This is a genomic window from Pseudonocardia yunnanensis (genome assembly GCF_039534065.1).
In the GTDB taxonomy this organism is placed as follows: Bacteria; Actinomycetota; Actinomycetes; order Mycobacteriales; family Pseudonocardiaceae; genus Pseudonocardia; species Pseudonocardia yunnanensis.
The window spans coordinates 241,562-255,248 of the sequence record NZ_BAAAUS010000008.1 but is presented as its reverse complement, the minus strand read 5'-3'; the positions used below and the strand labels follow the sequence as shown (position 1 = coordinate 255,248).

General features: G+C 69.3%; 12 protein-coding genes and 1 riboswitch. Of the genes, 4 read left to right on the top strand and 8 right to left on the bottom strand.

Going from position 1 to position 13,687, the window contains the following annotated elements:
* Window positions 1-176: 176 nt before the first annotated feature.
* Window positions 177-246: riboswitch (guanidine-III (ykkC-III) riboswitch) on the top strand.
* 13 nt (window positions 247-259) lie between these two features.
* Complete coding sequence (locus ABD743_RS12400; RefSeq protein WP_344721906.1) at window positions 260-574, top strand: DMT family transporter; 315 nt, start codon at window positions 260-262, stop codon at window positions 572-574.
* A 44-nt stretch (window positions 575-618) separates the two neighbouring features.
* A complete protein-coding gene (locus ABD743_RS12395; RefSeq protein ID WP_344721904.1) occupies window positions 619-1,368 on the top strand; it encodes an SDR family oxidoreductase in 750 nt (249 codons plus the stop codon).
* A 26-nt stretch (window positions 1,369-1,394) separates the two neighbouring features.
* On the opposite strand, the gene ABD743_RS12390 is transcribed toward ABD743_RS12395, so the two are convergent.
* The 8 genes from ABD743_RS12390 to ABD743_RS12355 all read right to left on the bottom strand — a co-directional run bounded on the left by ABD743_RS12390 (window position 1,395) and on the right by ABD743_RS12355 (window position 10,271).
* A complete protein-coding gene (locus ABD743_RS12390; RefSeq protein WP_344721902.1) occupies window positions 1,395-2,312 on the bottom strand; it encodes a Vgb family protein in 918 nt (305 codons plus the stop codon).
* Between the two features lie 225 nt (window positions 2,313-2,537).
* Window positions 2,538-4,016: an MFS transporter gene (locus tag ABD743_RS12385; protein ID WP_344721900.1), complete on the bottom strand. Its 1,479-nt coding sequence runs from the start codon at window positions 4,014-4,016 to the stop codon at window positions 2,538-2,540.
* Window positions 4,017-4,166: 150 nt separating this feature from the next.
* Window positions 4,167-5,120 carry a glycoside hydrolase family 25 domain-containing protein gene (locus ABD743_RS12380; protein WP_344721898.1) on the bottom strand — a complete coding sequence of 318 codons (954 nt, stop codon included), beginning with the start codon at window positions 5,118-5,120 and terminating at the stop codon, window positions 4,167-4,169.
* Between the two features lie 471 nt (window positions 5,121-5,591).
* Window positions 5,592-5,903, bottom strand: a complete 312-nt coding sequence (locus ABD743_RS12375) for a hypothetical protein (RefSeq protein ID WP_344721896.1) — start codon at window positions 5,901-5,903, stop codon at window positions 5,592-5,594.
* A gap of 130 nt (window positions 5,904-6,033) precedes the next feature.
* A complete protein-coding gene (locus ABD743_RS12370; protein WP_344721894.1) occupies window positions 6,034-6,432 on the bottom strand; it encodes a rhodanese-like domain-containing protein in 399 nt (132 codons plus the stop codon).
* Window positions 6,429-7,547 (bottom strand): LLM class flavin-dependent oxidoreductase, encoded by a 1,119-nt coding sequence (locus ABD743_RS12365; RefSeq protein ID WP_344721892.1) that lies wholly within the window; start codon window positions 7,545-7,547, stop codon window positions 6,429-6,431. Before ABD743_RS12365 ends, ABD743_RS12370 begins: the two co-directional genes overlap by 4 nt.
* A complete protein-coding gene (locus tag ABD743_RS12360) occupies window positions 7,544-8,914 on the bottom strand; it encodes an NtaA/DmoA family FMN-dependent monooxygenase (protein WP_344721890.1) in 1,371 nt (456 codons plus the stop codon). Before ABD743_RS12360 ends, ABD743_RS12365 begins: the two co-directional genes overlap by 4 nt.
* A gap of 169 nt (window positions 8,915-9,083) precedes the next feature.
* Window positions 9,084-10,271: an LLM class flavin-dependent oxidoreductase gene (locus ABD743_RS12355; RefSeq protein WP_344721888.1), complete on the bottom strand. Its 1,188-nt coding sequence runs from the start codon at window positions 10,269-10,271 to the stop codon at window positions 9,084-9,086.
* 520 nt (window positions 10,272-10,791) lie between these two features.
* Between ABD743_RS12355 and gad the strand changes: the two genes are divergently transcribed.
* Both gad and ABD743_RS12345 read left to right on the top strand, forming a co-directional pair.
* Entirely contained in the window at window positions 10,792-12,180 is a 1,389-nt protein-coding gene (gene gad / locus ABD743_RS12350) for a glutamate decarboxylase (protein WP_344721886.1), read from the top strand.
* 90 nt (window positions 12,181-12,270) lie between these two features.
* Window positions 12,271-13,656, top strand: a complete 1,386-nt coding sequence (locus tag ABD743_RS12345) for a chloride channel protein (RefSeq protein ID WP_344721884.1) — start codon at window positions 12,271-12,273, stop codon at window positions 13,654-13,656.
* Window positions 13,657-13,687: the final 31 nt, after the last annotated feature.

Here is a 13,687-nt window from a genome sequence, read left to right as displayed (position 1 = left end):
CGCACCGGCGCAATGATGGTCGGCCGGTGACGTCGATCCAACGTATTGGTGGGGCTTTCCTCCGCGCGGCATGGCGATGCTGCGCGTCACGGACACCGACGTTCTACGGCCCGGGCTGGAGACCAGGGCCACCACGCTGCGACGTTGCCCCGTCGGGCAGTCTTTGAGACGCTCGGGTCGGGCTCCTGAGAGCGGGGCTTCCTGGACGAGCGGCGCCGTACCCAGACCGCGACAAGACGGCGACCTTCAGGAGCCTGTCATGGCTTGGTTGGTGCTCATCCTGTCCGGGGTCTTCGAAGCGGTGTGGGCGACGGCTCTCGGGAAATCCGTCGGTTTCACGCGGTTGATCCCCTCGATCGTCTTCCTCGTCGGGCTCATCGTGAGCATGGGAGGCCTTGCCTACGCTCTGCGTACCCTGCCGGTCGGCACTGCCTACGCCGTCTGGGTCGGCATCGGGGCCGCCTCGACCATTGCCTACGCGATGGGAACCGGCGAAGAGTCCGTGTCCGCACTCAAGGTTGTCTTCCTCCTCGGCATCATCGGCTGTGTCATCGGCCTGAAGGCACTCCACTAGTCGGGTGTGCCGGGACGACGCGCGGCAAGGAAGAGGAGAACATCGTGCGGATAGCAGTCGCCGGCGCGACCGGGAACATCGGTTCCCTCACCGTCAGCTCCCTCGAACGGGACGGGCACGACGCCGTGCGCATCAGCCGGTCGCTCGGGGTGGACCTGACGACCGGTGACGGGCTCGACGAGGCCCTGGCCGGTGTGGAGGCGGTCATCGACGTCACCAATGCGCCGGCAGCCGACCGGATCGGGTCGGTGGCGTACTTCGCCACCACGACGCAGAACCTGCTCGCCGCCGAGGAGAGGGCCGGTGTACGCCACCACGTGCTGCTCTCGATCGTCGGGATCGATCGCGTCGAGGGCAATGCGCACTACGCAGGCAAGCTGGAGCAGGAGCGCCTCGTCGCCGCGGGACCGGTGGCGTGGACGATCGTCCCGGCCACGCAGTTCCACGGCTTCGCCGAGATGGTGGCGAGCTGGGCCGAGCAGGACGGCGTCGCCACGATCGCGCCGCTGCTCGTGCAACCGGTCGCCCCCGCGGACGTGGCCGACATCCTCGCCGAGGTCGCGGTGGGTGAGCCGCAGGGACGACATGTCGATGTCGCCGGGCCCGAGACGCAGGACCTGGTGGACATGGCCCGGCGCACCAACGATGCGCGCGGCCGCGCGGTGAAGCTCGTGCCGACGTGGGCGGCGCTGTACGGCCCGGCGATGGCCGGCAATGTGCTGCTGCCCGGCGAGGGGGCTCGCATCGCGCCGACCACCTTCGACGAGTGGCTCGCAGGTCAACGACAAGGCTGACGTCGACGTCCGATCGGAACGGCTGTTCACCCCGCGGCGGCCGTGTCCCGGTCGGTGATCGGGGCCCGGGCAGGGGAGTCGTCCTGGCCGGTGAGGTGCGCCAGGGAGCCTGCTTCCAGGGCGACCCACAGCGACTCGTCGGCGGCGATGGCGATGCCGTGCGGTTCGGCTCCCGGCGTGAAGTTCGCCTCGGCGATGATCTGTCCGTCGCGGTCGAGCCGGACGGCCGAACTGGTGGCCCACAGCGTCGCCCAGCACCCCCCGTCCGCGGTGCTCGCCACCGCGTGCGGGCGGCAGGATCGATCGGGAAGGGGGAACTCGTCGATCCGGCCGTCGGGATGGATCCGTCCGATCTGACCGGCGCCGATCTCGGCGAACCACACCGCGTCCCGTCCCGCATGGATTCCGACGGGAGCCGCGCCGGGCGTCGGCAGCGGATAGGTGGTGACCTCGCCCGCGGGAGTGATCCGTCCGATGGCGTTGGCCTGGTTCAGCGTGAACCAGAGCGCGCCGTCGGGTCCGGCGGTGATCAGGGCGGGCATGCTGCCCGCTGCCAGCGGGAACTCGTCGGTCGTGCCGTCGGGCGCGATCCGTCCGATCCGGTCGCCGGACATCAGCGTGTACCACAGCGTTCGGTCCGGGCCGGCGCACAGGCCGTAGGGCGTGCCCGTCGGGGTGAGCACCGGCAGCGAGGAGATCGTGCGGTCGGCGTCGACGCGGCCGATTCTGCCGTCGCCCCGGCTGAACCAGATCGCGTCGTCAGGGCCGGTGGTCAGCACCATCGGGCGGCTCTGCTCGGCGTCGAGCCGGAAGCGGTCGACCTGCCCGTCCTTGCTGAGCCGTGCCAGCTCGCCGAGTTCGACCAAGGTGGTCCACACCCCGCCGTCCGCATCGATGGCGACGCCGTAGGCGCCCGGTCCGACCTCGTACTCGGTGATCGACATCCCCGTCCCCCTTCTCCTGTGCGCGACATTAGAGCGATCCGGACGACTGGCAGGCCCCGGACACCGGCTCCCTGGAAGGCGACCTGATCGCGATCGACCGGGAGGTCTGCGACGCCATGATCGCCGAACCGTCGCCGACCGGGCCGCTCTACCACCAGCGGATGCTGATGCGTGAGCCGCTCACCCATGCCGACGCCGATTCCTACGCCCGTGTGGCTCTCGGTCTCATCGGCGGATCGCGAAGGCTGCGAGAAGGGCGGTGATGGCGAGGCCGGCGGCCCCGGTGAGCAGCACTCCCTGCAAACCGTCGACGAAGGCCTCGTTCGCAGCGGCGACCGGTGCGCTGCGCAGTTCCGGCGGCATCGACGCGACCAGAGGACTCCTGGCGTCCTCGAAGAGGAGGCTGTCGATCGCCTCCTGCTGGTCCGCAGTGAAGTCGGTATCGGATCGCGACAACAATCTGTCTCGAGATCTCCATTCCAGGGCGGTCAGCAACGCTGTGAGAACCGCCAGGCCGACGACGCCGCCGATCTGGCGCGCCTCGATGGTGAGGCTGGCGGCGACGCCACGGGACTGCTCGGGGAGCCGCGTGAGCGTGAGGGTGCTTGCCGGAATGTAGACGCACGCCGTCGCCGCACCGAGGATCACCAGAGGCGGAATGAGGAGCGGCCCTTCGCCCAGGTCGGTGCCTCGGCTGAGCCAGATCATCGCGCCGGCGCCGGCGAGCAGGCCTCCGATGATGAGCCGGCGTGCAGATCCGCGGTCGGTCAGTCGCCCGGCCAGCGGGAAGAACAGCAACGCCCCCAGTGCACCGGGCAGCATCAGCAGGCCCGCGGCGGCCGGCGTGAGGTCGATGACCTGCTGGAGATAGAGCATCAGGAAGACCGTCACGGCGAGTGCGGCGCCCTGCATCGTGGCCAGACATGTCAGTGCGGCGGAAACGGTTGTGTTCCTCAGTTGCCGCAGATCGAGCAGGGGGTCGGTGACCCGATGTTCGAACCTGACGAAGGCGCCCAGCAGGAGCAGGCCCGCGGCGAGCAGGCCGAGTGTGCCGAGGTGTCTGATCCCCCAGTAGTCGGATCGCTCGCATGCGAGCACGACGAACGTGAGCCCCATCGACAGGAGCACGACCCCCCACAGATCGAGCGACTGGCCCGGCGGTCCCCGCGTCTCGGTCACGTACCTGCGTGTGGCCGCGATGACCAGGAGCGATACCGCGAGATCCGTCCAGAAGAGCCATCGCCAGCCCGAGGACGTCACGAGGAATGCCAGCAGCAGTGGGGCGATCGTCGTGGCGACGGTGGTGCCCGCCGCCATCGTGCTGACCGCCCACCCGCGATGCGCGTCCGGCAACATCTCGGTCAGGTTGGTCAGGGCGAGCGGCACGACCAGGGCGGCGCCGATTCCCTGGAGCAGGCGGCCTCCGATCAACACTCCTGCACTCGGCGCGAGCGCGCACACGAGAGAGGCCAGGCCGTAGAGAATCATTCCCGCGACGAACAGTCGGCGTCGGCCGAAGAGGTCGCCGAGCCGGCCGCTCACGGTGACGAGAGCGGCAATCGGCAGCAGCGCCCCGATGACCACCCAGTTGACGGCCCCGCGCGAGACGTCGAACTCATCCTGGAAGCTCGGCAGGATGACGGCGATGCTGGTCATTCCGGAGAATATCAGCGCATTCGCGGTGACCGTGGCAAGGGTGGCCATCCGTTGCTGATGATTCAAAATCTGCAACACGGCCACGCGCAACGATAACAAAATCGTCTTATGGTGCCCGGAGTAGATCGACAGTCGGACAACGAACGGGACTCTCGCCGCGGATCGCGACGAGAGTCCCGTTGATCGAGGAGCGGACGGTCAGCAGACGAGGTTGGTGTCGAAGCCCCCTTCGTCCTCTCCGTACTGGACCAATCTCGTTTTGGCACCGGTGAAACTCGTGGTGCACATCGTCTTTGCGGCGTTGCTGTCCGTGTACGTCGCGAGCCACAGCGGCGCGTTGTCGAGGGAGTACATCGGCGTGAACTGTGGCTTCCACGCCGTCCGGTAGTTCGCGGCGGTCGACGCGGTGTACCCGCCGGTGATCTTGCGCCACTGGTAGCCGGTCGAGTAGAGCCCGACCTCGGCCACGCCGTGGCTGCGCAGGTAGTCGTTCATTCCCTGCACCATGGCGGTGTTCGACATGCCGTTGCCGCTCCACCGGTTCTCGATCTCCACGTCGAGCCACCAGGTGTGCTGTGTCATGCCCCGGTCGACGGCCATGGCCGCACTGAGCGCGTTGGCGGCAGCGTGCCAGCCGTAGTCGTAGGTGCACCCGGCGTCGGTTGTGGAGCGGGCGTCGATGCACAGCACCGGATCTTGGCTGCCCGACCGTGGCCAGTAACCGTAACCGGCACCGCCCGGTGCCGGGTTGCTGGTGTTGAGGTAGACCCCGGCTCCGTACGGCGTGCCCTTCGCCCACTGATACTGGGCGCTGATGCAGGGGTTCGTGGTGAAGGGGCGCCCCTCGTTGATCCCGACGATGCCGAAAGAGCCGTTGTCCGTGGGGAGCGCTACACCGCACTGCGGGTGGGACACGTCGTGGCCCATGTCGCCCGACGGGGAAACGCGGCGAGTGAGGGGAACCGCGGTGTCGTTGCGGGGCGTGCCACCAGGAGGTCTGTGTGAGCGGCTGGGGGGTGGGGGATGAGTTCCGGCGCGGCCGCGCGGAGTCTCGGCCCAGGCGGTCGACGCAACAAGTCCGGTGGCCATGATCGCCAGCGCAACCACCATCACGACCGTTCGCGTCAACTTCTGGGCCAGCGTCAGAAGCATTCGCCCATTCCTCTACTGCTTACCGTGCGCGGGCGGTCTTTCCGCCATCGCGATCCTGATCGGGTCACGAGTCGCGGACGTGCCGGCACAGCTGCAGCCGCCTGGACCGAATCATGACCATGAGGCTAAGCCCAGCCGGTGCTCGGAGCAGCGAAAGCGTGTCTCATTTCATGTGATACTTGACGTTGCAGTACTGCGTGTTGCATGGGTGGAGAGTGGGTCTCCGTCGAACCGGCTCGAACTGCGCACCCGGCTCGATTTCGCCGAATGTATGGCCCTCGCGGATGGCACAGGTGGGACATATCGAGCGCAGCTACAGCCTTCATTCTTTTCAATTCGAAAATGTATCGGACTGAAAATCATCGACCGGCGCAAGTCTTCCGGAAAAGGGGGGGCTCACCGCCCGGACCGTCGGCGCGCCGGGCGGACCGAGTGTGCGGCGGCCGCGGAGATCGTGGAGCGGGACACAGCCTATGGAGCAGTGATCCAGCGCGCCGCCGCTTCGGCGCTGTCCATCGGACTCGTGTTGAAGGCGATGGCTGCGTCGGGCGCATGCTGCCGGATCAGGTTGACCACCTTTTCGAAGAACGGGAGCATCGGTTCCGGCTTACGAATTCCGCCGCCCACGACGACGCAGGCATAGGAGTGCCGGGTCAGGTAGTCCACGATCTTCGTCTCGGCGGTCCCGTCGAGACCGACCAGGCAGAGATCCGCCGAAACTCCTCGCTTCTCGAACTCGGCCTTCCCCTTTTCGAGGGCGGCTTCTATGACGTCGGCGTCCATCCCGGGGACCGCACGCGGATCGATGCCGACGACGAGAACGTTCGGTGAGTGCAACTGCGGCCACCGGGTGCGGGTGAAAGGAACGCCGACGTACCGATCATCGCGCTGTTTCGAGCCGAACGGCGGGGAGTCAGCTCTCCTGCGGAGTCACCGGCTCCTCCGCGGGCAGGCCTGCCGCCTTCCAGGCCGGGAACCCGCCCTCGACGTGCACGACGTCGTGGAAGCCCTTGGCCAGCAGCGCGGCCGCGGAGGGGCCGGAACCGAGTACCGAGCCGCAGATCACGACGATCGGGGTGTCGAGCGACGTCACTGCTGGGAGGTGGGTGCCGGCGCCGAGATCGAACGCGGTGTCGATCGCGGCCTTGTCCACCACCGTTGCGCCGGGGATCTCACCGGCGCCTGCCCGCCCCGTGGCGCTGCGGACGTCGACGAGGAGGGCGCCCGACTCCACCCGCTTCGCAGCCTCGGCGGGCGGGACGAGCGGAGCCAGCGCACCGGCTTCCTCGAGCGTGGGGGTGGTGTCGGTCATGCTCCTGCTCCCTGCTGGTCGACGGCCGTGAAGCCCGCCGCGCGGCCGGGGTCGTCGGGTCCCCAGAGAGTGGTCGAGACCTCTCGGCGCACCAGCGGTGCCACCTCCTCGGCGAACCGGGTGAGCACCTCGTGCTGCTGCGCGTAGGGCAGCATCGGGAACACCGAGACCGACTGGACGTCGTGGTGGTAGGCCTTGTGGTAGTCGAGGATCTTCGCCGCCACCCGCTCCGGGGTGCCGACGAGTGCGGGGCCGTGTGCGATGGCCTCCTCGATGGTCGCGAACGAGGTGGCCTTGCCCGGCCGGTTGTCACCGGCGTGCTTGGCCCGCATCTTGGCGGCGATGCCCTCGTAGATGGGGCGGTACTGCTCGATCGCCTTGGCGTCGGTGTCCGCGAGGAAGAGCCCGCCCGAGCCCGAGCCGACGTAACCCACGGCCGGGTCGTGGCCGTTGGCCTCGAGTTGCTCGCGGTAGCGGTTGATCAGCACCAGATAGTTCTCGCGGGGCTGCAGCGCGTTGGCCGAGAAGATGGGGTCGCCCCACTTCGCGGCGAGGTCGACCGCGGCCGTCGAGGTCGCGGAGCCGTGCCAGATGCGGAACGGGCCCGAGAACGGCCGCGGGTAGGTGGTGACGCTGTCCAGGTCGGCGTGGTGGGTGCCCTTCCACGAGACGTTCTCTTCGCGCAGCAGCCTGCGCAGCAGTTCGTAGTTCTCGGTGAGGTACTCGTACTGCTTGGCGAGCTCGAGGCCGAAGAGCGGGAAGTGCTTGTCCTCGTTGCCCTTCCCGATGACGATCTCCAGGCGTCCGCCGGAGAGCTGGTCGATCGTGGCGTAGTCCTCGGCGACGCGCACCGGGTCGAGCAGCGAGAGCACCGTGACACCGGTGCTGAGCAGGATGCGGTCGGTGGCATTGGCGAGCGCCCCGAGCAGCACCGTCGGGGCTGACGAGACGAACTCGCCGGCATGCCGCTCACCAACGGCGTAGGAGTCGAATCCGAGCCGCTCGGCCAGCACCGCGTTCTCCACCACGCGTTCGAGCCGCTCGTGAACGCTGATGATCTCTCCGGTCACCGGATGCGGCGTGTGGGGGACGATGTCGAGGATCTGGAACCTCATGGCCGGACTCCTTCTCGGGCGGCGGGGACGGGACGGAGACCCAGGTGCTCGCGCAGCGTCGTGCCCTCGTACTCGGTGCGGAACACCCCGCGCTCCTGCAACAGCGGAACGACGGTGTCGGCGAACTCGTCGAGCCCACCCGGCGTGATGTGCGGGACGAGCACGAAGCCGTCGCTCGCGTCGGTCTGTACGAACTCGTCGAGCGCGTCGGCCACCTGCGCCGGCGTGCCGACGAACGACTGCCGTGCGGTGACCTGGACCATCAGCTCCCGGATCGACAACCCCTTCTCCTCGGCGAGGGCACGCCACTCGCGCGCGGTGGTGATCGGGTCGCGGTGCTGGCGCACGCTCGCCCGCCCGCGGGAGATGTGGTTCTCGCCGACGAGCGGGTCGATCTCCGGTAGCGGGCCGTCCGGGTCGTAGGCCGACAGGTCGCGGTTCCACAACTGCTCGAGGAACTTGATCGCGGTCTGCCCGCTCACCTGCTGGTGCCGGATCACGTCGGCCTTCTCGTGGGCCTCGGCGTCGGTGTCGCCGAGCACGAAGGTGGCCGCGGGGAGGATCTTCAGGTCCTCCGGCGACCGGCCGTACTTCGCGAGCCTGCTCTTGACGTCGGCGTAGAAGGCCCGCCCGGCCTCCAACGTGCCGTGCCGGGTGAAGATCGCGTCGGCGTCGGACGCGGCGAACTCGCGACCCTCCTCCGAGTCGCCTGCCTGAAGGATCACCGGGTGGCCCTGCGGGCTGCGCGGGACGCTGAAGCGGCCGCCGATGTCGAACTGGTCGGACGTGATCCGGAAGCGCCCGGCGTCGGGGTCGGAGAGGAAGGTGCCCGAAGCCGCGTCGGCCACGATCTCCCCGCCCGACCACGAGTCCCACAGCTCCTTGGCCGTGGCCAGGAACTCCTTGGCCCGCAGGTACCGCTTCTCCTGGGGTAGGAAGCCACCGCGGCGGAAGTTCTCGCCGGTGAACTCGTCCCACGACGTCACGACGTTCCAGGCCGCGCGGCCATCTGACAGGTGGTCGAGCGAGGCGAACTGGCGGGCGACCTCGTAGGGCTCGTTGAAGGTGGAGTTGATGGTGCCCGCGAGCCCGAGGCGCTCGGTGACGGCGGCCAGCGCGGCGAGCACCGTGAAGGTGTCCGGACGGCCCATCACGTCGAGGTCGTAGATCACCCCGTTCTGCTCACGCAGCCGCAGTCCCTCGGCCAGGAAGAGGAAGTCGAACTTCGCCCGCTCCGCGGTGCGCGCGAAGTGGACGAACGATCGGAAGTCGATGTGGCTGCCGGCTTCCGGATCGCTCCAGACGGTGGTGTTGTTGACGCCGGGGAAGTGGGCGGCGAGGTGGATCTGCTTGCGGGGCCGGCTCATCGCACGGCCTCGCTGCGCTCGGCCGTCGCTTCGCACAGGCGCTGTATCGATGATTCGCTCGCACGCTCGCTCATTGCACGGCCTCGCTGCGCTCGGCCGTCGCTTCGCACGGGCGCTGTATCGATGATTCGCTCGCACGCTCGCTCATCGTTTTCCTCTCCACGTGGCCTCAGGCCACCGCGTACCGGTTGGCGGGACGGGGCAGGCCGAGCAACCCGCGCAGGGTGTCCGCCTCGTAAGCGGTGCGGAAGGCACCGCGGCTCTGCAGCTCCGGGACCAGGCCGCGGGTGATCAACGGGAGGTCGTGCGCGACACCGGCCGGACGCAGGCGCACACCGCTCAGCCCCGCGTCGTGCCACTCCTGCACGAGGTCGGCGAGCTGGACCGGGGTGCCCGTGAAGATCCGCGCGTCGCTGCGGAGCACGGCTCCGTCCAGGTCGTCGAGGCGGGCCCTGCGGGCGGCGGCCTCGCCGGGGTCCTCGTCGAGGAAGACCAGCACATCGCCCAGGACGTGCACGGTGTCGTCCGCGCGGCCCGCGGCGGCCTGCTCGGCGCGGATCTCCTGCAGGATCGCGTCGATGTCCACCCAGGTCTGCGGGGTGACGAAGCCGAGGTCGGCGGAACGGGCGAGCAGCCGATAGGCGACGGTCCGGTGGGCGAGTGCGCCGACGATCGGCTGGCCCTGCGGTGGCCGCGGCGTGATCGACGGTCCGCGAACGGAGAACTGGGCGCCCGTGAAGTCGATGTAGTGGAGCTTGTTCCGGTCGATGAACCGCCCGGTGGCGACGTCGCGGATCTCCGCGTCGTCCTCCCAGCTGTCCCAGAGCCTGCGCAGGACCTCGACGTAGTCCGCGCCCTCGTCGAACAGCCCGGCGAGCGCGTCGTCCTCGAGCCGGACGGGCGGGAACTCCCTGCGGCCGAACAGCGCGGCCTCGTCGGGGCGGGCCGAGACGCGGACCCTGACCCCGGCACGGCCCGTGCTGACGAAGTCGAGGGTGGCGATCGCCTTGGAGAGATGGAACGGCTCGGTGTGAGTGGCGACCACGGTGGGGACGAGGCCGATGTGCGCTGTCAGCGGCGCGACCCTGGCCGCGACGAGCACCGCGTCGAGCCGCCCCCGGACGTGGTCCGTGCGTTCGTCCGGCCTGAACCGGTGATCGGACTGCAGTACGAGCGAGTCCTCGATCGTCACGAGGTCCAGCAGCCCGCGTTCCGCCTCCTGTACCAGCTCGGTCCAGTACGCGGCGGTGAGCAGCTCGGACGGCCGCGCGCCGGGTTCGCGCCAGGAGGCCGGGTGCCAGCCGGTGCCGTCGAGCGCAACGGCGAGGTGCAGTGTGGACGGTGCCAAGGTGGTCATCGCTCCTCCGCGATGCGGCGCACCCACGAGCGGGCGGGTTGCCGCGGTCGTGCGACGCGCACTGGAACAAGGTCCTGGTCGTCGCCCACGGGCTCGATGAGCGGATGGGCGGAGCGGTCAGCTCCGACAGCTCGCGCTGGCCACCCGGAGGAGGTCGACGTGCAACCGGTGAGCCGCGCAGAAGGACAGGCGTGCGCGCACCACAGCCTCCGTCGCTCCCGGTGTGGGACTCCCGCGCCCCCGCGTGCGGGTTGCGCGCGATGCCGAGCCGGGTGGTCCGACAATCCGGATGGTCGGCCAGTCATGGCCGTACAACGACTGTAAGTAGCTGGGCCCTGTGCTTTCAACCACGGGCCGTCCGCGTCACACATGATCGGTGGGCCCGGTTCTCCGCGGAGGTCGGGCCTGCCTCGACGTTGCGACCCCGCGGTCCGAGCGTCGGACTCACCCGCCTCGGGTGTCGGCACCAGACTGTCGGGCCCTCAGGATGGGCGCTCTCCGACGCCTGGCAGGAGGATCCATGGTTCATCGGCATCTGTCGCGAAAGGACCCGGAGGCCGAGTCGGCGGTGGCACCGGCCTACTCCCATCGGCTCGATCTGGAGCCCATACCCAAGTACCGGTTGCCCGAACAAGGGGCCCGCCCAGAGGCCGCCTACCAGCTGATCCATGACGAGTTGCTGCTGGACGGCAGCTCGCGGCTGAACCTGGCCACGTTCGTGACGACCTGGATGGAACCCGAGGCGGACCGGCTGATGGCCGAGGCCTTCGACAAGAACATGATCGACAAGGACGAGTACCCGCAGACCGCCGAGATCGAGCGGCGCTGCGTGAACATGGTCGCGCACCTGTTCAATGCGCCGGAGGACGGCGACGCCATCGGCACGTCGACCATCGGATCCAGCGAGGCCGTCATGCTCGCCGGGATGGCGCTGAAGTGGCGGTGGCGGGCGCGCCGTGCCGCCGCCGGGCAGTCCACCGACCGGCCCAACCTGATCCTCGGATCCAACGTCCAGGTCGTCTGGGAGAAGTTCTGCCGGTACTGGGACGTCGAGCCCCGCTACATCCCCGTGCAGCACGGCCGGTACGTGATCACCCCCGACGAGGCGGTTGCGCGGATCGACGAGAACACCATCGGCGTCGTCGCCATTCTCGGTACCACCTACACCGGTGAGTTCGAACCGATCCAGGAGATCCACGACGCCGTGGTCGCCCACAACGAGGCGACCGGTCAGGACGTCCCGGTACACGTGGACGCCGCCAGCGGCGGTTTCGTCGCACCGTTCCTGCACCCCGACCTGGTCTGGGACTTCCGGTTGCCGATGGTCAAATCGATCAATGTCTCGGGGCACAAGTACGGGCTGGTCTATCCCGGGGTCGGCTTCGTCGTCTGGCGTGACCGGCGGGATCTGCCCGAGGACCTCGTCTTCCACGTGAACTACCTGGGCGGGGACATGCCCACGTTCACCTTGAACTTCTCGCGGCCCGGGAACCAGATCATCGGCCAGTACTACAACTTCCTGCGGCTGGGCAGATCCGGCTATCGCACGGTGATGGAGTCGCTACGCGATCTCGCCGTGCACACCTCGTCCCGGATCGCGGCGCTCGGGCCGTTCGAACTCCTCAGCGACGGCAGCGCGATCCCGGTGTTCGCGTTCCGGCTCGCGGACTCCGCGCCCTACACCGTCTTCGACGTCTCAGAACGGCTTCGGGCCGGGGGTTGGCAAGTGCCCGCCTACACGATGCCCGATGCCGCCACCGACGTCGCGGTCATGCGGGTAGTGGTCCGCGAAGGCTTCAGCTACGACCTGGCCGAGGCCCTGGTCGGCGCTGTCAAGGGCGCCACCGACCACCTCGCAGCCGACCCACCACGGACCCCCGCCGCCCAGGGCGGCTTCAGCCACACCTGACAGCGGCGTCTGGCACCCGCACGGACGCAGCTCATGCCCCGTCCAACGGCTTTGCATCGGCACCCCGGGCTTGGAAGCGAGGAGGTCGAGATGGCTCCATCCGGGCCTGCCACCGCCGCGGCGTCGCCCGACCCCACGGCGCTGCTGCGCAGTCGCAGTTACGTGCAGCTCCTCGTGCTGGCCGCGCTCGTCGGGATCCCGGTCTCCGCGGCAGCCTACGGCTTCCTGGCGCTCGTCTCGGCGCTGCAACTGTGGCTGTTCCGGGACCTGCCACCTGCGCTCGGTCTCGGCCGGGCGCCGCTGTGGTGGCCGTTCCCGCTGCTGCTGATCGGTGCCGTGCTGGTCGCCGTCGCGATCCGGTACCTGCCGGGGCGCGGTGGCCATTCGCCCGCCGACGGCTTCCACGCCGGCGGTGCCCCCACCCCGCGGGAGCTGCCCGGCGTCCTGGCCGCCGCCTTCGCCACCCTGGTCTTCGGTGCCGTACTCGGACCCGAGGCCCCGCTCATCGCCCTCGGCGGCGGGCTCGGGATCTGCGCGGTCCGCCTGGTCCGCCGCGGAGCCTCCGCGCAGACCGCCGCGGTGGTCGCCGCCGCGGGGAGCTTCTCGTCGGTCAGCACCTTGCTCGGCTCCCCGCTGCTGGGGGCGTTCCTGCTGATGGAGGCCTCCGGGCTCGGCGGAGCCATGCTCGGGCTGGTGCTCGTCCCCGGGTTGTTGGCCGCCGGTGTCGGCTCGCTGATCTTCATCGGGCTGGACTCGCTGACCGGCCTCGGGACGTTCTCATTGGCTCTGCCCGACCTACCCCCGTTCGACCGGCCGACGGGCGCCGCGTTCGGCTGGGCGATCGCGATCGGAGTCGCGGCCGCGTTCACCGCGACGGGGATCCACCGGCTGGCCTTGTTGATGCGGCCGTACATCGAGGGGCGACTGCTGCTGCTGACGCCCGTGGCGGGGCTCGTCGTGGCGGGCTGCGCCGTGCTGTACGCGGCAGTCACCGGCAAGAGCTGGTCGGATGTGTTGTTCTCCGGGCAGAACCAGCTCAGCCCGCTGCTCGCAGACCACGCCGGCTACCCGGTGGGCGCCCTCGTGCTCTTGCTGGCCTGCAAGGGGCTGGCCTACAGCGTGTCGTTGAGCAGTTTCCGGGGCGGCCCCACGTTCCCCGCCATGTACATGGGAGCTGCGGCCGGCATCGCGTTGTCCCATCTGCCGGGCCTCCCGCTCGTCGCCGGGGTGGCCGTCGGCATCGGCGCCATGTGCGTGGCGATGCTGCGGCTGCCGCTCACGTCGGTGCTGCTGGCCACGCTGCTGCTCGGATCGGACGGGATCGCCGCGATGCCGCTGGTCATCGTCGCTGTTGTGGTCGCGCACGTGGTGACAGCCAGGCTCACTCCACCGGCCCCGGCAGCACCCCCCACCGGTGAACCTGCCCTGGACGGATCCACCGCGGAGAGCGCACCCGAACGGTCCGGATCCACCTGAACCGGGAATACACGGGACATGACCGTGCGAT